This is a genomic window from Wolbachia endosymbiont of Spodoptera picta (assembly GCF_018141665.1).
Taxonomy (GTDB): domain Bacteria; phylum Pseudomonadota; class Alphaproteobacteria; order Rickettsiales; family Anaplasmataceae; genus Wolbachia.
This window is the reverse complement of sequence record NZ_CP067976.1, coordinates 776633-795186: the sequence shown is the minus strand read 5'-3', so window position 1 is coordinate 795186 and position 18554 is coordinate 776633. Positions and strand designations below refer to the sequence as shown.

General features: G+C 33.2%; 22 protein-coding genes and 1 tRNA gene. 9 read left to right on the top strand and 14 right to left on the bottom strand.

Features of this window, described 5'->3' with window-relative positions; genetic code table 11:
- Positions 1-6: 6 nt before the first annotated feature.
- Both ribD and JKF54_RS03470 read right to left on the bottom strand, forming a co-directional pair.
- Positions 7-1248 carry a bifunctional diaminohydroxyphosphoribosylaminopyrimidine deaminase/5-amino-6-(5-phosphoribosylamino)uracil reductase RibD gene (gene ribD, locus JKF54_RS03475; protein WP_211907562.1) on the bottom strand — a complete coding sequence of 414 codons (1242 nt, stop codon included), beginning with the start codon at positions 1246-1248 and terminating at the stop codon, positions 7-9.
- Entirely contained in the window at positions 1248-2429 is a 1182-nt protein-coding gene (locus JKF54_RS03470) for a deoxyguanosinetriphosphate triphosphohydrolase (protein ID WP_211907561.1), read from the bottom strand. The genes ribD and JKF54_RS03470 overlap by 1 nt, the downstream gene beginning before the upstream one ends.
- A gap of 47 nt (positions 2430-2476) precedes the next feature.
- Between JKF54_RS03470 and JKF54_RS03465 the strand changes: the two genes are divergently transcribed.
- Both JKF54_RS03465 and JKF54_RS03460 read left to right on the top strand, forming a co-directional pair.
- Complete coding sequence (locus JKF54_RS03465) at positions 2477-2923, top strand: HesB/IscA family protein (RefSeq protein WP_211907560.1); 447 nt, start codon at positions 2477-2479, stop codon at positions 2921-2923.
- 26 nt (positions 2924-2949) lie between these two features.
- Positions 2950-3624 carry an ABC transporter ATP-binding protein gene (locus JKF54_RS03460; protein ID WP_010407030.1) on the top strand — a complete coding sequence of 225 codons (675 nt, stop codon included), beginning with the start codon at positions 2950-2952 and terminating at the stop codon, positions 3622-3624.
- A gap of 29 nt (positions 3625-3653) precedes the next feature.
- Here the strand turns inward: JKF54_RS03460 and JKF54_RS03455 are convergent, their stop codons facing one another.
- Positions 3654-3878 (bottom strand): hypothetical protein, encoded by a 225-nt coding sequence (locus JKF54_RS03455; protein ID WP_006014264.1) that lies wholly within the window; start codon positions 3876-3878, stop codon positions 3654-3656.
- Positions 3871-4569 (bottom strand): alpha/beta hydrolase, encoded by a 699-nt coding sequence (locus JKF54_RS03450; RefSeq protein ID WP_211907559.1) that lies wholly within the window; start codon positions 4567-4569, stop codon positions 3871-3873. The genes JKF54_RS03455 and JKF54_RS03450 overlap by 8 nt, the downstream gene beginning before the upstream one ends.
- Positions 4570-4703: 134 nt before the next feature.
- Here JKF54_RS03450 and JKF54_RS03445 point away from each other — a divergent pair, with 134 nt between their 5' ends.
- From JKF54_RS03445 to JKF54_RS03435, 3 genes are all read left to right on the top strand, one after another.
- Positions 4704-5891: a cysteine desulfurase family protein gene (locus JKF54_RS03445; RefSeq protein WP_211907558.1), complete on the top strand. Its 1188-nt coding sequence runs from the start codon at positions 4704-4706 to the stop codon at positions 5889-5891.
- Between the two features lie 201 nt (positions 5892-6092).
- Complete coding sequence (locus JKF54_RS03440) at positions 6093-6815, top strand: Bax inhibitor-1/YccA family protein (RefSeq protein ID WP_211907557.1); 723 nt, start codon at positions 6093-6095, stop codon at positions 6813-6815.
- On the top strand, positions 6816-7352 hold the full coding sequence (locus tag JKF54_RS03435) for a cytochrome c oxidase assembly protein (protein ID WP_211907556.1): 537 nt from the start codon (positions 6816-6818) through the stop codon (positions 7350-7352).
- Positions 7353-7420: 68 nt separating this feature from the next.
- Here the strand turns inward: JKF54_RS03435 and JKF54_RS03430 are convergent, their stop codons facing one another.
- Complete coding sequence (locus tag JKF54_RS03430) at positions 7421-8095, bottom strand: ankyrin repeat domain-containing protein (RefSeq protein WP_246433107.1); 675 nt, start codon at positions 8093-8095, stop codon at positions 7421-7423.
- A gap of 119 nt (positions 8096-8214) precedes the next feature.
- On the opposite strand from JKF54_RS03430, the gene JKF54_RS03425 reads away from it, so the two are divergent.
- Both JKF54_RS03425 and JKF54_RS03420 read left to right on the top strand, forming a co-directional pair.
- Positions 8215-9192: a quinone oxidoreductase family protein gene (locus JKF54_RS03425; RefSeq protein ID WP_211907555.1), complete on the top strand. Its 978-nt coding sequence runs from the start codon at positions 8215-8217 to the stop codon at positions 9190-9192.
- 599 nt (positions 9193-9791) lie between these two features.
- Positions 9792-10367 carry a hypothetical protein gene (locus JKF54_RS03420; RefSeq protein WP_211907554.1) on the top strand — a complete coding sequence of 192 codons (576 nt, stop codon included), beginning with the start codon at positions 9792-9794 and terminating at the stop codon, positions 10365-10367.
- 64 nt (positions 10368-10431) lie between these two features.
- Here JKF54_RS03420 and dapA read toward each other — a convergent pair whose 3' ends face one another.
- The 9 genes from dapA to elbB form a co-directional block, all read right to left on the bottom strand.
- Positions 10432-11334 (bottom strand): 4-hydroxy-tetrahydrodipicolinate synthase, encoded by a 903-nt coding sequence (gene dapA, locus JKF54_RS03415; protein ID WP_211907553.1) that lies wholly within the window; start codon positions 11332-11334, stop codon positions 10432-10434.
- 9 nt (positions 11335-11343) lie between these two features.
- Positions 11344-11826, bottom strand: a complete 483-nt coding sequence (ssb, locus tag JKF54_RS03410; RefSeq protein WP_211907552.1) for a single-stranded DNA-binding protein — start codon at positions 11824-11826, stop codon at positions 11344-11346.
- Positions 11827-11894: 68 nt separating this feature from the next.
- Positions 11895-11968: transfer RNA gene (locus JKF54_RS03405), tRNA-Arg, on the bottom strand.
- A 12-nt stretch (positions 11969-11980) separates the two neighbouring features.
- Complete coding sequence (locus JKF54_RS03400) at positions 11981-12778, bottom strand: hypothetical protein (RefSeq protein ID WP_211907551.1); 798 nt, start codon at positions 12776-12778, stop codon at positions 11981-11983.
- Complete coding sequence (locus JKF54_RS03395; protein WP_211907550.1) at positions 12775-13383, bottom strand: hypothetical protein; 609 nt, start codon at positions 13381-13383, stop codon at positions 12775-12777. Before JKF54_RS03395 ends, JKF54_RS03400 begins: the two co-directional genes overlap by 4 nt.
- A 4-nt stretch (positions 13384-13387) precedes the next feature.
- Positions 13388-14848 carry a hypothetical protein gene (locus JKF54_RS03390; RefSeq protein WP_246433106.1) on the bottom strand — a complete coding sequence of 487 codons (1461 nt, stop codon included), beginning with the start codon at positions 14846-14848 and terminating at the stop codon, positions 13388-13390.
- Between the two features lie 249 nt (positions 14849-15097).
- Positions 15098-16024 (bottom strand): 4-hydroxy-3-methylbut-2-enyl diphosphate reductase, encoded by a 927-nt coding sequence (gene ispH, locus JKF54_RS03385; protein ID WP_211907549.1) that lies wholly within the window; start codon positions 16022-16024, stop codon positions 15098-15100.
- 66 nt (positions 16025-16090) lie between these two features.
- The gene (locus JKF54_RS03380) at positions 16091-16399 is read right to left on the bottom strand and encodes a hypothetical protein (protein ID WP_211907548.1); all 309 of its coding nucleotides are present in this window, start codon (positions 16397-16399) and stop codon (positions 16091-16093) included.
- A 137-nt stretch (positions 16400-16536) separates the two neighbouring features.
- A complete protein-coding gene (gene elbB, locus JKF54_RS03375; RefSeq protein WP_211908742.1) occupies positions 16537-17235 on the bottom strand; it encodes an isoprenoid biosynthesis glyoxalase ElbB in 699 nt (232 codons plus the stop codon).
- 134 nt (positions 17236-17369) lie between these two features.
- Between elbB and JKF54_RS06435 the strand changes: the two genes are divergently transcribed.
- Positions 17370-17813 (top strand): hypothetical protein, encoded by a 444-nt coding sequence (locus JKF54_RS06435; RefSeq protein ID WP_246433105.1) that lies wholly within the window; start codon positions 17370-17372, stop codon positions 17811-17813.
- A 134-nt stretch (positions 17814-17947) separates the two neighbouring features.
- Positions 17948-18391 (top strand): hypothetical protein, encoded by a 444-nt coding sequence (locus JKF54_RS06430; RefSeq protein ID WP_246433104.1) that lies wholly within the window; start codon positions 17948-17950, stop codon positions 18389-18391.
- The last annotated feature ends 163 nt before the right edge of the window (positions 18392-18554 follow it).

Genomic DNA, 18554 nt, shown 5'->3' with positions numbered 1-18554 from the left:
GAAGAGTTACGGTAATCTATCCCACACCTCAACTACATCCTCACTGAACTCTATTATCTCTACTTTTTTGAATTTATGGCAGTTATTGATGGATTCAATCTCTAAATTCCCTACAAAAGGAGTGGCATCATTACCTAAAATTTTACCACTGCGGCAGATTATCAACCTGTCGATTAAACTATGCTTCAGTAGCTCTGTGATTAACACTCCTCCACCTTCAACTAATAACCTTGTTATGCCAATTTCTGAAACAAGTTTTGATGCCATGTCTTTTAGGCAGACTTTATCGATAATGTCAGGCTCCGATGTCATTCCAGCGCGTGACCAGTTTTCATTATGCAATTGCTTGAAGTTTTCTGGATCCAAGTGTCTGGGCACTGGGATTACAGGAGAAGGCATTGGAATGACAGGAGAGTGTATTGGGGTAACATCTGGAATAACAGGAGGTTTGTGATTTGAATTGACTATCAAATAATTAATGTTTTTTATTTTTCTCTCTATTTCTCTGTTTGTAATCACCCAAGTTGTTATTTTGTCTGCAGTCTTTGCAATGTTATGCTCTTCCTGCAATTTCCCTTGGCTATCGATAATTAGCCTTATTGGCGACCTGTCTTCGAGTCCTGGTAATCTGCAAGTTAAGAGAGGATCGTCATTGATAAGGGTACTACTGCCAATCATAATTGCATCATATTTTGCTCTGAGCTCATGTACCCAATTTCTCGTATCTTCACTTGTTATCCATTTGCTATCACCTGTAAACGTTGCGATTTTTCCATCGAGAGTTGTTGCGATTTTGCAAGCTATAAATGGTCTATGGAGTTTCTTAGTGGTAAAAAAGCCAACATTTAGTTTCTCTGCTTCTTTCTGCATAATCCCTTGTTTTACTTCAATTCCTGCATCTGCTAAAGCTTTTATCCCTCTACCTGAAACCCTACTATCTGGATCAATTGTTGCAATCACCACCATTTTTATTCCAGATCTTATGATTTCCGTAGTGCAAGGTTCTGTAACTCCAAAGTGGCAGCATGGTTCAAGAGTGACGTACATAGTTGCACCATGAGTTAAATCTTTAGCATTTTGCAAAGCAACTACTTCTGCATGTGGACGTCCACCGATTCCTGTGTAGCCTTCACCGATCACCATACCGTTTTTTACAATGATACATCCAACAGCGGGATTTGGTGCAACACTTCCAAGACTTTTTTCTGCAAGTTTTAATGCGATCGACATGAAATAATCATCAGTCATTAGAAAGAAGTCATTTCGTATGAGGTATCAAAAATTCTTCTGTGCTCGTGTATGGCAAATCTATCTGTCATACCTGAGATATAATCACATATTATTACTGAACGCTGAGATTCACAAGCAAGTTTGTTCCACTCTATAGGTAATAACCCTGGGTTTTCATAAAAGCATTGAAAAAGCTCCTGTACTATACGTTTTGCTTTGTTCATTGTTCTGGTCAGTTTATAACTTCTGTATATTTTTTCCATGTTGAATTTTTTCATCTCTTTTGTGGCATTTGCAACTTCTGGTGAAAATGTGACTAGCATATTATTTAAGCTCCTTACATCTTCTACGCTTTTTATTTTGTAGTCTTTAATATTTCTTTCAGTCTGAAAAACGACATCATTTATCATAATTCCTATAGTTCTACTCAGTGATTCATGTATGAGTTTGCTTTGAGCCAATTCTGAATATTCGCTTTTTACTTTTTTGAACATTTTGCCAATTAAAGGAACATCGAGCAAATCTTCGGTTATTACTAAATTTGCCCTGAGTGCATCATCAAGATCATGCACACTGTAAGCGATGTCATCCGCAATTGAAGCAACTTGTGCTTCAATGCTTGAAAATTCCTCAAGTTTTAGATCATATTTTTCATTATATTTTAATAATAGCTGATTATTTGTAGAAGACTCTGCGTTTTGACCAAGCAAGGGACCGTTATGTTTTGCAACCCCTTCAATCACCTCCCAACTTAGATTCATACCATCAAAATCAGCATGTTTTTGTTCAAGATAAGTTAAAATCCTTATAGCTTGAACATTATGATCAAACTCATACTTCTCCTTATCAACTTGAACTAGAGCATTCTCACCTGTGTGACCAAATGGAGGATGACCAAGGTCATGTGCAAGCGCTATGCATTCGGTGATGTCCTCATCTAATCTGAGCCTGCGTGCGATGGATCTTGCAATTTGTGCAACTTCAAGGCTATGAGTTAGCCGAGTACGATAGTAATCATGCTCATAATTGATAAAAACTTGTGTTTTGTATCCTAGTTTCCTAAACGCATTAGAGTGAATAATGCGGTCCCTATCACGCTGAAAACAGCTGCGATTTTTGTCTTCTGGCTCTTTGAAATTTCTTCCTTTTGTTTTATTTGGAAAGCACGCGTAACTTAATAGAAAATTATTGTTTGACATGTAAAATTTCTACTATAATAGGTTATCAATAATGAACGGTGGTTGTTATGTCAACAGATTACAATATTAGCTTAACTGACAATGCATTAAGGAAAATCCACTCCCTTGTAGAACAGGAAGGAGATGAGAGTTCTATTTTGCGGGTTGCAGTTTCAGGTGGTGGATGCTCTGGCTTCAAGTATAATTTTCTTATGGATCAAATAAATAAGAAGATGTCTTTGGATGACGATTTTGACGATGATGAAGACGAAGATTTTGACGATGACGAAGATAGCGAGGATTATAGAAGCCACTCCAGTTTTAGTGAAAAAGGTAAAGATATAGTAATTAATGATGAGAATGGAAACCCTGTATTAATGGTTGATAATTGTTCAGCGAAATTTTTAAATAACTCAACTATAGATTATACTGAAGATCTAGGTGGTTCTGGTTTTCAAATCAAGAATGCTCTCGCTAAGTCTCGATGTGGGTGTGGTAACAGTTTCTCGGTCTAATTCTCCCTCCTGGATCTTTTTATAATATGGGTGGTGGTGTAACACTAGAGCTAGCTTCTGTAAGTAAGAGCTTCAAAAAAAGTCCTGCTATTGTAGAAGATATCAATCTGAGTCTTACAAGAGGGCAAGTAGTTGCATTGATCGGCAGCTCAGGATCAGGAAAAACAACTATATTGCAAATTGCAGGCCTATTGGATAAGCCAACTTTAGGTGTAGTGACAATAGATGGAGTAAATTGTACGCAAGCCAGCAATAAATATAAAACTCATGTAAGAAGAAATTTTCTTAGCTTTGTTTATCAATTTCACTATTTATTACAAGAGTTATCAGTGTTGGAAAACGTTATGCTTCCTCAGCTTATTGCAAGAAGAAGCAAAGCTGAAGCAAAAAAAAAATCGCAAGCAATATTAGAAAAATTTGGTCTGGAAAATAAAGCAAGTAGTATGGTATCTGAAATTTCTGGTGGAGAAAGGCAGAGGGTTGCAATTGCAAGAAGCATTGTAAACTCTCCAAAGCTTTTACTTGCAGATGAGCCAACGGGAAATTTAGACCCAACAAATTCTTTGAATGTATTTTTGCTGTTACATTCATATGTAAAGGAAAATAACAGCTCTATGCTTATAGTAACACACAACTATATCCTTGCAGAAAAAGCAGATCACATTTTTCAGTTAAAAAACCGATCATTAGTAAAGCTGTAAATGGAAGAAACAGTACAATACAAAGCTACCTATAACTTGTACTTATTTAACCAATGGTCATTAACAGAGTGTAATTCGCATGAAATGCTTTCATTATTTTTTATACACGGACTCTTTAACTTACGCTGTTTACTTAGAAAGCATCCTGACAGCATAAACATTGCTAAAACGAGAAATAATAATTGCCTAAACATAACAAGACTTTTTTTATTTATATTAATACGTTCATTTCTCTCATTTGTAAAGTTAGGCATATTCTTTTACCCTTATCTCTTTTTTAACTTTTTTGGAGGAAGTGACTGCACTGTTTAAGCGTAGTTTTATATAATTATCTATAATTTGAGCTACTTCCTCTTCTTTATCCCTTAAAAAGTGGTTAGTATCTTCTACTATATGGTATTCCATATGGTTATTTTTTACCGAATTTATTAACCTTTGTGCTAATTCTGTTACATCGCTTTCTTCTGAAATTGTATCATTATTACTTTGTATTATAAGTCCAGGAACTGGGCAAGGAGAGAGAAAAGAGAAATCGTACTTAGTTGCTGGAAGAGAAAGGGCAACAAAACTTACTATCTCTGGACGGCGCATTGTCAATTGCATAGCTACCCATGCTCCAAAAGAAAAACCAACTATCCAAATTGGAACATTGTTAGAGTTATGCTCCTGAAGCCAATCAATAGCTACTGCAGCATCAGTTAATTCTCCTATACCCTTATCAAAAGTTCCGGTAGATTTTCCGACACCACGAAAATTAATTGTCAATGCAGAAAAGTTATTATCGATAAAAGATTCATATATAGTATGTATAATCTTACTATCCATACTACCACCATATTGAGGGTGATGATGTAAAATTAGCACAACTGGTGCATTGGTATCTTTGCTTTGATGGTATCTACCTTCTATCTTTTTTGTTGAATTATTTAAAAAGACTTCTACCATGATAACTCCTAATAAAAACCTGTTTTGACAGGTGTTGATAATGTAAATTGTTTATTAATTATGTATTAATTTCCCTGTTTTTGCAATAAATTTTTATCGTGTTAAAGTTAACATACATAATTGGTTGATGGTAAGTGACAAATAAGCCTGTGAGTTTATTCTCTCTGGAAGACAGTAGTTGCGTGTATGCTGATTATAATGCAACTGCTCCAGTGAGTAAAAATGTAAAAAAAAGTATACTTGAGATTTTGTCGAAACAAACACTAAATCCATCATCGCTGCATAAAAGAGGACAAGAAGCGAGGAAGATTCTTAAAGAGGTAAGAGATAACGTACGTGATGCTCTTAGCATTCCAGATGATAAAGAAATAGTTTTTACGTCTGGTGCAACTGAAGCAAACAACCTCGTCATGAGAGGAATGAAAGGCTATCTGCATGTAATTTCAGCTATAGAGCATCCTTCAATTCTTAATTCTGCATGTAATCCACATATAATACCCGTTAATCAAGAGGGTATTATTGACTTTTTAGAGCTAGAGAAAATTCTAAGCGAACTTGAAGGGAATAAAGTAATAATTTCAGTGATGATGGCTAATAACGAAACTGGAGTTATCCAGCCTGTTAAGGAAATAGCTAAAATGGCACATAAATTCGGGGCAATCTGTCACACTGACGCTGCTCAAAGTGTTGGGAAAATCAAAGTAAATATGGAAGATTTAGGAGTGGATTTACTTACTTTATCTGCTCACAAATTTGGTGGTATAGCAGGTAGTGGAGTTTTAATATTTGACAAAAAGCTTGTAATAGAACCTACTATAATAGGTGGTGGGCAAGAAAAAGGATTGCGTGGTGGTACAGAAAACATTATTGCAATAGTAGGTCTTTCTGCTGCATTGCAAAACATTCCAGATCTTCTATCAAAGATGGATGAAGTAGAGAAGCTGCGTGATCAATTGGAGTATGGGTTATTAAGTCTTGTCAGTGATATCAAGATCTTTGGCAGAAATTCTAAAAGATTGCCAAATACAAGTTTCATTTATATGCCGAGAGTGAAGAATGATCTGCAGCTCATGTGCTTTGACTTAAATAATATTGCAGTCAGCAATGGTTCTGCATGTTCTTCTGGAAAAGTTGGGCCTTCTCATGTTTTGCTTGCAATGGGAGCAACAAAAGAGCAAGCAGAATGTTCAATTAGAATCAGTATAGGTCCGGAGGTTAAACCGCGAGACATAGAAAAAATAGTGGATTGTTGGTATAGTATCTATCAGAAGAATGCTTTAGTAAATGCAAAAACTACTTTCACCATTCCCCTTAAATCATGATAGAGGGAATGGTGAAAGTAATTTCTATTGCCAGAGGTTGTTATAATAGTTAAATGCTGCTGAAAACCGATTTGCTTATAGTTATGGAAGAAATTCTCTAATTGCATACCACACCATTCAATTGTAGTATGTCATTTTATACTTGATAAAAACGCTGTATTGTATTATAATATATCATCAAGAGATAATAAGGAGTTACATATGTCTTATATGAAAAACGAACAGGATATTCGCTCTCAGGGCGTTTATTATAGTGCTGGACTCAGGAGTTACCTAACTAAAGTATACAATTATATGGCTTTAGCTTTAGGTGTTACAGGGCTTGTTGCGTTTTTAACAGTGTTTTCTGGTCTTTTCCAGGTGATTTATTCCAATCCTGTTCTATCGCTTGTGGTAATGCTATCTCCAGTTGCATTGGTGTTTTATATGTCTTTTAGGCTTCAACACCTAAGTGCTCAGTCAACACTTACTGTATTTTTTCTATTCTCAGTTTTAATGGGAATTTCTTTATCTCATATTTTTATAATTTATACTGCAGAAAATATAGCGAGAGCATTTTTCATTACATCGATCATGTTTGGTTCTATGGCTTTATATGGTAATACTACAAAAAAAGATCTTACCAGCATGGGTTCTTTTTTGATTATGGGAATCTGGGGGTTAATCATTGCATCTATAGTTAATCTGTTTCTTGGAAGCAGTCCTCTCTATTTTGCAATATCGTTTGTATCAGTGATAGTGTTTACTTTAATGACTGCATACGATGCTCAGAGAATCAAAGATGTTTATTATAGATATAATGATGGCTCAGAAGTTGCAACTACTAAGCTGGCAATACTTGGTGCAACTAATCTTTACTTTGACTTCATCAATATATTCTTCAATTTACTCAGGTTACTTAATTTATTCAACAATAAGGATTAGATGATTTCCTTTTTAAGGGGAAATAATGAAAATTCTATAGTTTTTTTCCTAGTATCTTTAGTGGTATTGATGCTGTGTCTTGCATATGCTTCAGTGCCATTGTATAGTATCTTTTGCAAAGCTACTGGATATGGTGGCACAACGAGAAAAGCAACTAATACGACAATAAATGCAACTGACCAAAAAATCAGGGTTTACTTCAATGCTGATGTAATGTCCGGTCTACCTTGGGAATTTAAATCAGAAACTAACTACATTGATACGAATATAGGGCAAAAAAGTTTAGTGTTTTATTATGCAGAAAATTTATCTGACCAGCCTTCACTTGGAATGGCAGTGTATAATGTCACACCTTTTAAAGCAGGTAAGTATTTCAATAAAGTTGCATGCTTCTGCTTTGAAGAACAAATTTTGCAGCCAAAACAAAAAACAGCTATGCCAGTATCCTTTTACATAGACCCTGAAATAATTCGTGACAATAGTACAAAAGATTTAAGTGAAATAACACTATCATATACGTTTTTTAAGCTTAAATAACAAACCTTTGCCTATTGTTGATTTAAATAATAGTTATGTAACAGATCTATTTAATTGGGCAGAAGCACTTATTTGTTTTTTGCACACACTTGTATTGCGGTTTTTGGTATTGCGAATTCCCATTCTTCACTATTTGCTTTACAGGCATTCCAGTACTCAGTTAACTCTTTATTACTTTTTATAGAGTCTGGCATTTTACTGTGAGGTTTTTTTTCTAATGTATGCTCAATTAGAATTTTACAGCAATCCTTGGATTTCGTTGACTTATCTCTACCATATAATTTAGCAACATAGTCTAAAGCGGTATTTCCACCATAGTTTTCATTTGGGTTATCATTTACTTCTGCTTTTATGAGAGCATTTAATATATCCGGAGAATGGGTTAAAACACAGGTATGTAAATATCCTTTTTCGTTTTGCACATTAGCTCCTGCTTTTATTAAAACTTGCGCTAGATTTGTTAAAGTGTACGGTTTATAGTTAATGGCGATGGAAAAAAGACTATCTATTGGAAAGTGATCATAATCTTTCAAGTCAAATCTGTGATTAATATCAAATCCTTTTTTTTCCCAAGAAGTATATAAATATTTACAATAATCTCTTTTTTTATCTGATTTTTGTATTCTATATTCTAACCTTTCTTTTATTTTTTTTATTACATTGTTAACATCCAAATCATTATCTTCATCCACTTTGCACAACACATTGAATAAAACACCATAAAGCCAAATTTCTCTGTTCATGATAATTTGTGCCTCAAAACTATTAACAATACGCTTATGTAGTGTATAAACTCTAAATAACATTTTGCAAAATATTAATTGCTAGATAATATAATTAAAGTTTTTGTCTTACATTTATCATGGTTAGAGCTATACAAATTAAAAAAACTGGGAGGCCAGAAGTATTAGAATTTGTAGATAAGAGCATAGGTGAGCCAAAAGATGAGGAAGTCTTAATACGTCATACAACTATCGGCTTAAATCGTTATGATTTAGAACATAGAAAAGGTATACGCAAAATTAAAGATTTGCCATCAGTACTTGGAGTAGAGGCAGTAGGAGTTGTTGAAAAGCTTGGTAAAAAAATTAGTGATGGATTTAAGGTTGGAGATAGAGTTGGATATTGCACAGCTCTTCCAGGGGCATATTGTGAAAAGCGCATTGTACACCAGAAATATTTGATAAAAATTCCGAATGATATACCTGATGAAGTTGCTGCTGCAGTATTGTTTAAAGGTATGACAGCTCACTATTTAGTTAATCAATCTTATAAAATCAGGCCTGGTGCTTTTGTACTAGTTCATGGAGCTAATGGTGGTTTGGGGCAAATAATATGCCAATGGGCAAAGGATAAAAAAGGTATAGTGATAGGTTCTATAAGCTCTGACGAAAAAATGAAGATAGCTTTACAAAATGGCTGCACATACGCAATAAACTACAATGATAAAGATTTCGTTTCTAAAATCATGGAGATTACGAAAAATAGAGGAGTAGGTGCAGTGTATGACCCTATAGGTTACGCTACAAGCAAGCTCTCTTTTGAATCTTTGGGTAAGTTTGGCATATATGTTTCCTATGGGCAGATATCAGGTAATACTCCTATTAATTTCTCTTTACTTAGTTCGCGTTCGTTATTTGCAGCTGGAACTTCGATATATCATTACAAGCATAATAGACTTACGTTAGTGCTTACTGCAATGGAAATTTTTGAAATGATAAGAAAAAAACTTTTAATTGTACGAATTAATAAAAAATATAAATTTGATGAAATAATAGAGGCTCATCGTGACATGGAAAATAGAAAAGTAAGTGGGCTAAATATTATCAAAGTTTCTTAAATAACTTAGTAACCTAAAATAATTATTCATTAAGTCATATCAACAAGAATTTCACATGGTTAATTTTCTTTTTGGGAGAGTTAAAAGCATACAGCTGTAGCTAAACTGACTGAGATTTACCAACAAGTTTGGAAAACTTGTCATTCTGCTACTCGTTAGTGGCGTGGTAATGCAATGTTTTATCTATAGATATTATGTTCACAGTAGTTTCAAAAGAAGCTGAGTAAATAAGTTATATTTCAAATTAGATTTGATGTCACATCTAACATTTAAGTATTATAACTTCAATAGTATATGGAGCTGTTATTCTCCTTTTAAATAACTACTTTTCTCTATTTTACAATAATTTTAGGGTTAAGGTTATAGTACTTAGAAAGTTTACATTACCCTATGAATTGTTTCTGTTGCTATGACACATCCAGTAATCATAAATTCTCCTTTAATGGCATTTTGTTCTCATATTTTATATACCATTACACTCTGGGACCATACATATAGGCTAAAGTGTGCTGAAAGTCAATTAAAATTCCTTAATAAGTTGACTATATAAGTTAAAAATGCTAGTATTATATTATTAATTTTAAGTAAGAGTACATACTATGAGCTATACAAGAGAACAGTTAAAAGAGGCAAGGCAAGCAAAAAGTAGCCTAGAAAAGAAATTTGAATCAAAACTAGCACTAGCACTAGGAGTGGCAGCTGTTACTGGGGCTCTTGCAGGTTTAGCTCTAAGTTATGTTAACTTGCCACCTCTCATTGCAGGTGGAATCATTGGTTCTGCAATGTTATTAGTATGCTGTGTAATCAGTGCTTGTTCTTTCTCAAAAACTACAAATCTCAACGATATACCAGAAAGCATGTCCGAAGAAAATAAACAAATTTTGAGAGAATATAGCAACAGTGCTGAATATAAAATTAAAAATTATGCACATACTATCAGTAGTATTGGTGTTTTTTTTGGAGTTGGAGCAGGGTTAGTTGCTCTTGGTGTCACATCACCAGCAGCTATAGGTGCTTTAACTTTTGTAGTGAATATGATTCCTTGTATTTCTTTAAATTTCTTAATTGATAAAGCAATTGAGTGCTTTTTTCCAGAAGGAAATAGACAGCCAAGCAGCTCAGTTGATAGCGATGTGAAAATTGTTGATGGGGATACGTGCAGGAGAGTATTTTAAGAAACGATAGATAGAAGTTTTTGAAGAGGATTTAGCACATTTTTTCATGTTAAGCATAATTGAATTATCCGCTCAAGTCCTCATCCTGAATAGTTAGTTGATTTTCCCACCCAAGAATCATTTTATTAGCTTGCCTTAATGTTTCAACGGAAGGCAAGTCTTCTGTGCTCAGTGGTAGACGAACAGTTTTGTGTTCTATGAGCCCAATATCATGCAGGAGTGCTTTAGTAGGTATTGGATTACTGGCAGTAAATAGAGCTTTGCAAGCTTGTTGCCAACTGTCTGCTTGAGGGTTCTTGCCACTCATGCATTGCTTAACATATTTATGTACTACACTTGGCCAAACATTGGCAGCAACAGAAACCAGACCAGCCGCACCCTTAGCAGCCATATCGGGTATCATATTATCATCTCCACAAAACACCTTAATATTTGGTGCAACTTTTTTATACTCAATTAAAGTGTAAACAGTTCCACTTGAATTTTTGATAGCCCAAAATTTTTCGTGGCTGGATAAGTTGCGTACAGTTTCAGCGTGAAGACTCACTCCTGCTCTTGATGGAATATTGTAAAGCATGGCTGGCACATGTGCTTTTTCAAGCAGCTTTTCAAACCATAAAGTTTGCCCCATGATTCCAGGCTTTGCATAAATGGGAGTTGTCATTAGATAGCCATGAATAGGCATATCCTTGCAAAAATCAAGCCATTCAAGAGTCTGATATAGATTCACTCCTGGTACACCAATTATAATTTTCGTATTTAATTTTAGCTCACATACAAATTCAACTAAGGTGCGCTTTTCAGAATCAGTAAGTGATAAGCTTTCACCTGTGCTACCGAGCAACACTACACCATTTTTAGCTTGAGCCTGCATTGCAAGCAAGCACTGCAAACTTTGGTAATCTACGCTATCTCCATTAGAATTAAAAGGAGTAACACAAGCAGTCCATAAAAATGTAGGTTTCAATTGAAGTTATTAAAATGGTATTTCATCATCGATTAGTTCATCTTTTATATCGTTGTCAAAACTTCCGTGTTTATCTTTTTGTTCTGTTTCATTTTGTTTGTATTCACTTGGCTTGTAATCAGAGCTTGACATACTGTTTCGTGAATCTAAAAGGGTAAGGGCACTATTAAAGTTGTATAGCACCACCTCTGTTGTGTACTTTTCAGTACCATTTTGGTCAGTCCATTTTCTAGTTCTCAGAGAGCCTTCAACGTACACTTTACTACCTTTCCGTGCAAAGTCTTTAACAATTTTTACTAGTCCTTCACTAAAAATTACAATATTATGCCATTCTGTCTTTTCAGAGCGAGTACCAGAAAATTTGTCAGTCCAACTTTCAGACGTGGCTATTGAAAAACTTGCCATCTCTTTTCCATTTTGTGTAGTCCTAATTTCAGGATCTTTTCCTAAATTACCAACTAATATGACTTTATTTATAGTACCACTAGACATAATTATGCTTTAAAATAAACATCTTTATTATCTTATGTGAGAGTATTATTGTCAAATTTAATTAGAAACGCGCTTGGAGGGATTCGAACCCACGACCTTTGCCTCCGGAGGGCAACGCTCTATCCAATTGAGCTACAAACGCAGATGTATTAGATTATTTAATAGATAAACTGTCTAAATCAAACTTTTGTTCTGGATAAAGAGTAAACATAATACCTTCATGTCCAAAATTTACATTTTTAGAATTGCTTATCCTTTCTTTTGTTATCTTTTGGTTTACAGCCCATGAAAAAGTTACATAATTTTCAGTTACTGAGTGCACTTTTAAATCCTTAGTATTTATAAACAACTTTCCATTTACCCATATTTTCCATGTATCAGGGGAAAAGTATAAAATTGAATCTAAACTGACTACTTTACAATTGAAATTTTCTTCCTCTGTAACTCCTGAAGACTGTAAGTTAAACTTTTCCATCTCACTAACTATTCTATTAACCTGCTCTTCATCAAAGAAAATGCTTTTTATGCTACCATATTGCGATAAAGTACTCTCTGCTGCCTCTTTTATTATATCGTCTCGATCTATATAGCTTAGTTTATAATTGTTGATAAAAAAACACTCCTTCGCACGCAAATTTGCTATATCAATGAAATCATTTATTTCTTGATTTCCAACTTTTAAAATACTTTTTAAGTACTTCTTTTCTATAATCATTCCATTGTTGGAATGATGACAGACCATTTCATCATTGCCTTGTCTTTCTATATATACACATAAATTTTCACTATTTAACCCTAATATTTTATGCTCAATAAAATCTTCATCACTAATATGCTGTTGGCAAGAATATTTTTTACAAATCCCTATATTTTCTACAAGATCTTCACAATTGCAATATGCACTAACATTAAAAAATAGCAGCGTAAAAATAAAAAACAACTTTATATTCATCTACTTAATATGGTATACCAATCAAAAACTATACTAGCTCTCACTATCTCTATCATATTACCACTTAAAATCTGGTTTATAGCTGCAGAATCTATATTTCTCTGCTTATTCAAGGTAAGAGATCTGATCATAACATAACCAGGAAGATTTGGAATAGACTGTAGAAATAAAAAAATATGCTTATCGCTAATTGAGCTTAAACTTAGAACCACTTCACTTCTTATTACTTTTGTACGTTCACTTTTATTGTGGAGTTCAGCTTCTTCAGGTATAGAAATTGATATTTCAGGTTCTAACATGTAGTGTTTTTTATATAGCTTGTGAAGCTCAAAATTTAAATTTGTAACATATCTGCTACTATGTAAGTTTGAAGAAGAAATTCTTTTCCATAAATCTAGGTTTTTATTTAGAACGACTTCTTTCTTTTGAATTTCAATGATCTGTAAATTAATAGAGTGTATTTCCTCAGCTGCAGTTTGATTTTTATTATAAACCTTTTTGTTATAGAGAATAAAACACGTTGATAACCCTATTAATACAATAGATAACAATAAATAATATATGCACTGAATTGTAGCTTTTCTTTTTAGTTGAGAGATAGTCATCAATCTACATTGCCTCTCCTATTTCAACATCAATAGATAGATTTTTCTCTTTAGTAGTGGGTAAGCTAGAAATACTAATATCATGAGTACGGAAATTATCGTTTAAATTTTTCTGTAGTTTCTCGTATTGATAAGAAATGTCTTGACCAGATTGAAAATTAAACCTTAAAGTTGTGGTAATATAACTTTTTGCCTCATTATAATTCCACTCAAACGATTGAAGCTCTACACCTGGTACTTTTAACTTTTCTACATACTTAATTTGTGTAAGAGGAGAGTACTCTATTTTTGATAAAATATTATTTATATTAATAAAATCGTAAACTTCATCTATCTTTTTTACATTATAGCCTTGGCTAAGTTTTATTAGTTTGTTATTTAAAGCACTCCGCTTTGCAGATAAATTATCAGCAACATTAAAATTTGAATACAAATTTCGCAAACAAAAGGCGTTAATTACAACTAAAACCAAGAGTAGGTATAGAAAAATTTGAGGAGAATTTAAATAAAGATAATTAAATAGATAAAATTCTTTAGTTTCTTTTGTGTTAAAAATATTTATTGGCTTATTCTTAAAGCTATGGAACAAAATTGTAGTATCACAAAAGCTATCTTTTTTGCATATAGCTAATTCTGCTCCCAATAGTTTACCTAGCTCATATGGAGTCAATATGTTCACACTATTCTCTGAAAAATTTATAACTGATAAACTAGATTTAATAGCTTCTGATACTATGATGCAAAGGTCGATAGGGTCATTTTTTTCAAATCCAAACTTAGTTAAAGATTGAATTGTATTTTTCACTTCCTGATATATTTCACCAGCAATGATTCCTGGTAAATTATCATTAGTAAATGGTATTAAACGTGTAAATATCATTTTGTTCTCTTTAAGAACCACTTGTCTATAGCCACCTGTTTTAGTTGCAGCAACTATAATTTTCCAGTTACTAGGATCTTTGTGTAGAATCTTTTTTGCTATACTGACTAGTTCTATAGGAAACATTAATATTCCTTTAAAGTTAGAGCCTATTTCAACAAACACGTCCAACCAATATTCTATTAAATGATTTGCTTTTGATGAAACAAATAGATACCACCAGTTTTGATTAAATTTATTCGGCTTTTCGACCAAGAGAATAGAATTTATATCGTTATTATGAGCAAAATGCTCTACTTTTGTTTTTGCTGATAGATAAGCACTAATCCTATTTACTCTTGGGATAGACTGTAGCAAATAGTTCTGATCAGTGTGATTGAGAACCAGATATAAGGGTGCTTTTTTATCTGATGAGAGACATGAAATTAAGTCAGAAACAACTTTATTATTTTTGTCCTTAGCAAAATATCTTTTATTTAAAGTATCATTTTTAAAATATAGTAACATTGTGCCTTCTTTTCCTATAGAAAGCATAAACTTACTTTTGGGTTTTGACCCAAACATATTAACAAAGTGTATACTCATCTAGAATTAAAAAGGTAATTTATTGAAATTCATTAAACATTAGATGACAATATTACTTACATTATAAGTTTTTGATAAAATTAGTAGTAATATTAACCCTTTTGTATGATGAAGGTTTTTTATATTTGTGCTAGACACAACTTAACCTGACAAACGAGGATTAATTATATCTCAGCTTGATATTTTATTCTCCAACAGACTGAAAATTGAATTGAGCTAAAGACTTGATTTGACGCACTTTGTTGCACATTACCATTTAGTATACTTGAACTGAACATTTTCAGTGAATCCATCTGGCATGACTGAAACTTTTGTATTCATATTTATTTTTAAGTAATTTACTAGCTCATCAACTAATATATCAGGAGCAGAAGCACCTGCAGTAATTCCTATTTTTTCTGCGCCCTGCAACCAATTTTTGTTCATACATTTATAATTATCAATCAAATAGGCTCTTTTTCCTCTGGAAATACACAGGTCTAATAAACGGTTTGAATTTGAACTGTTTTTACTTCCTACAATCAACACTACGTCTGTAATTTTAGCCAATTTTTTAACAGCGTTCTGCCTATTTTGTGTTGCATAGCATATATCTTTTAAGTCGGGGCCTGTAATGCTTGGAAATCTGAGCTTCAGTGTGGCAATAATTTCTTTGGTATCGTCAATACTTAACGTGGTTTGTGTTACATAAGATAAATTATCTGGATCTTTGATTTGTAAATTGTATACGTCTTGCATAGTTTGCACTAGAGATATAGGATTACTTACTCTTCCTATAATTCCTTTAACTTCCGGATGATTTTCATGTCCAATTAGAATTAATTCTTTACCACTATCCTCATACCTTTTTGCCTCTTTATGTACTTTGCTAACTAATGGACATGTTGCATCAATCACTTGAACACCCTTTCTTTTTGCCTCATCCTCTATACTTTTCGACACTCCATGTGCGCTAAAGATCAATATTCCTCTATTGTCTTTAATGTCTTCTATGCTGCTTACAAAAACCACTCCTTGTTTCTTGAAGTCCTCTACTATATACTTATTATGAACGATTTCGTGTAGTACATAAACTTGGCGTTCATTTTTGTATTTCTCTAAAGTGATTGTTAATATGTCTACAGCTCTTTTAACCCCTGCACAGAAACCGCGTGGTTCAGCTAAGATAATCTCCATTTTTTTTCAAATCAAGTAAGTATGTAAACATTGCTAAAAAGTAAGCTCTGCTCACTATGTTTCATATCATGACTGCTTTACTATAATTTTAAATTTATCATTACCAAGATTCTTATTAATATACCAGGAACCGTCATCTTTAATTACAAATTCAGGACCCTTGAGGTCTCTTGTTATTGTCCTTCCATCTTGGTCATCCATGGCAATATGGATATCGAATGTAACGATGTCTAGATTTATTATAGCTTTTTTCCCACTGTATGAATTTAGACTAAACTTGCCCAACATGACATCATTAATACTCACTTCTCCTGCATAAGTATCACACTGACCATCTACACAACACTCACTTTCAATATAAAAAAGGTCTGACATATTTATATCTATAAAAAAAAGAACTAAACTTGCATACTAAATATAGCTTATCGTTAATAAGCAATTACAGATTACTTTGGCTACAACAATAATGCAACTGGAAGTATAACATAATTAATTGTATAAGAAACTACACTTTAGAGAAATGGTTGTTTGGTTTTTTTATTAATTTTTTTCACCATACTGTCAATCATGTGTTTTATTCCTTGATATACAGAGTGTGTACTTTCGTCACTACGCATATAAGCAGAGCAGGAAAATATATTATGCTTTTCGTCTTCTATTGATAGCTTTGTATCGCATGTTATATGTTCGCCGCCGAGCTTTTCTATCAACTGGTCTTTGTCGTCTCCTATAGTTACCTTAATCTTACTTTCTTCTTTACCTATCTTGCTACTTAAAATTAAAACAATAATGGCTGGAGATATACATATAGTTCCTATTGGCTTTTTTGCAACAAAGAACTCTGAGACTAATCTTTCAAACTCAGGCATTACTGTTTTATTTTCAGCTAAGTCAGATAAATTTTTCGCAACTCCATATCCACCAGGTACGACTAGCATGTCAAAATTTTCAGCTTTAGCTTCTCTTAAATCATTTATCTCACCTCTTGCAATTCTTGCTGATTCTACAAGTACATTCCTTTTTTCTTTTACTGCTTCTTTTGTTTTGTGATTCATAACTTGTGTGATATCAACATCAGGAGCAAAGCACGTGACTTCAACTTCCTGCTGATCAAACACAAGCAGAGTTAAGACTGCTTCTCTCACTTCTGTGCCGTCGAGGTGGCCGCATCCTGATAAAACCACAGCGGCTCTTAATTTTTTCTCACCCATAAAATACCTTGATTTCATATAATCTAGGTATTGTAATACAAATTCCATATTTGGAAAGGAGTAATTATTTTATGTCAATTATAATATAATTAGTATATATAATTAGGCATATTTATAATTGATGGGAATTGAATATGCTACAAAGTGGTACAGCAAATCCAACCAATTCAGATGAGTTAATTGAAAATGTAGTAAAATATATTAGTGGAAAAAAAGATTTGTTACAAGAATTGCAAGTTCTGTTAAGACTACGTAGCTTTGAAAGAAAAAGTGAAATTTTTGACGAATCAGATATCGATAGTATGTCTAAATTTCTGATAGAAAATAAAGATATTTTGGGGAGTGTAATAGGTCTTATATTGGAGAATTTTGAGAAAAACAAAGTTGAATCAAAAGAATTTTTGGAACAAGGAAATAAAGTAAAAGGCATGAAGAAAGAGCTTGAAACTTTAGGCAATCAACTGTTAGCTCAAGGATTGATAAGTGGAGCAGCATTTACAACATTGACAGGTGCACTAGCAGGTACATTGGCAATAGGAGGAGTGGCTGGTGCATTAATAATTGGAGGAGCAGCATAGTAGGATTTGTTGCTATAGTTGCTATTGGTTATGCTATATATCAGAATAGAAGTGAGATAAAAGAAAGCGTAGGTAAGGGTACCAGTAAAGCAGTCCAGGGTATAGTTGAATCGGGAAAAGCATTGAAAAGTTTTGTGAAAGATGTGATCGATAAATTACCTACGATTCAAGCAAGAGAGAATAATTTTGGAAAGTTAATAAGCAATTTGACAAAACAGGGTCTTAAAGCTAATGAAGAAGAAAGAACAATTCTTGATAATAAAGTAAAAATAATAGAAATGCTTCGAAACAAAGAGCAATTAATGGCAATAAAGAAATTAGTAAAAGATCGAACCATTCAAAATTTTTCAAGAGATGATATGAGTAGACTTCTGGAAAAGGGCCTCAGTACTCATGAGAGTGATGAGAAAGCACTTGAGGATTCTATAGACAAATTAAAAGATGCAATTACTGCAGATAGCAAAACAGTAGAAGATTTTATACAAGAGGTGAATAATAAAGCTAAAGAAATGAAGCCAAGTTCTAAAGTGAAGGAGTCAAATTCTGAACAAGTTGATGGAAACAACATTACAAAATAGAATTGATGCATTTGGGGAGCGTTTTGATGTAAAAATGTATCTGTCTATCTTATTTTGCCACCCTGCTAAGCGGACACAAAAAATTACTTCCGCATATTTTAAATCTGATTATAATAACAATTATAGATATTTTTAGAGCTCAAAAATCTATCTTTGTCTGCAG

Coding starts and splice junctions, on each gene's coding strand:
- JKF54_RS03460 (WP_010407030.1), top strand. CDS start 2,950: ATGGGTGGTGGTGTAACACTAGAGCTAGCTTCTGTAAGTAAGAGCTTC.
- JKF54_RS03400 (WP_211907551.1), bottom strand. CDS start 12,778: ATGAATATAAAGTTGTTTTTTATTTTTACGCTGCTATTTTTTAATGTT.
- JKF54_RS03380 (WP_211907548.1), bottom strand. CDS start 16,399: ATGTCAGACCTTTTTTATATTGAAAGTGAGTGTTGTGTAGATGGTCAG.
- JKF54_RS03390 (WP_246433106.1), bottom strand. CDS start 14,848: ATGAGTATACACTTTGTTAATATGTTTGGGTCAAAACCCAAAAGTAAG.
- JKF54_RS03470 (WP_211907561.1), bottom strand. CDS start 2,429: ATGTCAAACAATAATTTTCTATTAAGTTACGCGTGCTTTCCAAATAAA.
- JKF54_RS03465 (WP_211907560.1), top strand. CDS start 2,477: ATGTCAACAGATTACAATATTAGCTTAACTGACAATGCATTAAGGAAA.
- JKF54_RS03450 (WP_211907559.1), bottom strand. CDS start 4,569: ATGGTAGAAGTCTTTTTAAATAATTCAACAAAAAAGATAGAAGGTAGA.
- JKF54_RS03440 (WP_211907557.1), top strand. CDS start 6,093: ATGTCTTATATGAAAAACGAACAGGATATTCGCTCTCAGGGCGTTTAT.
- JKF54_RS03420 (WP_211907554.1), top strand. CDS start 9,792: ATGAGCTATACAAGAGAACAGTTAAAAGAGGCAAGGCAAGCAAAAAGT.
- JKF54_RS03430 (WP_246433107.1), bottom strand. CDS start 8,095: ATGAACAGAGAAATTTGGCTTTATGGTGTTTTATTCAATGTGTTGTGC.
- JKF54_RS03395 (WP_211907550.1), bottom strand. CDS start 13,383: ATGACTATCTCTCAACTAAAAAGAAAAGCTACAATTCAGTGCATATAT.
- JKF54_RS03425 (WP_211907555.1), top strand. CDS start 8,215: ATGGTTAGAGCTATACAAATTAAAAAAACTGGGAGGCCAGAAGTATTA.
- JKF54_RS03455 (WP_006014264.1), bottom strand. CDS start 3,878: ATGCCTAACTTTACAAATGAGAGAAATGAACGTATTAATATAAATAAA.
- ribD (WP_211907562.1), bottom strand. CDS start 1,248: ATGACTGATGATTATTTCATGTCGATCGCATTAAAACTTGCAGAAAAA.
- ssb (WP_211907552.1), bottom strand. CDS start 11,826: ATGTCTAGTGGTACTATAAATAAAGTCATATTAGTTGGTAATTTAGGA.
- ispH (WP_211907549.1), bottom strand. CDS start 16,024: ATGGAGATTATCTTAGCTGAACCACGCGGTTTCTGTGCAGGGGTTAAA.
- elbB (WP_211908742.1), bottom strand. CDS start 17,235: ATGGGTGAGAAAAAATTAAGAGCCGCTGTGGTTTTATCAGGATGCGGC.
- JKF54_RS06435 (WP_246433105.1), top strand. CDS start 17,370: ATGCTACAAAGTGGTACAGCAAATCCAACCAATTCAGATGAGTTAATT.
- JKF54_RS03435 (WP_211907556.1), top strand. CDS start 6,816: ATGATTTCCTTTTTAAGGGGAAATAATGAAAATTCTATAGTTTTTTTC.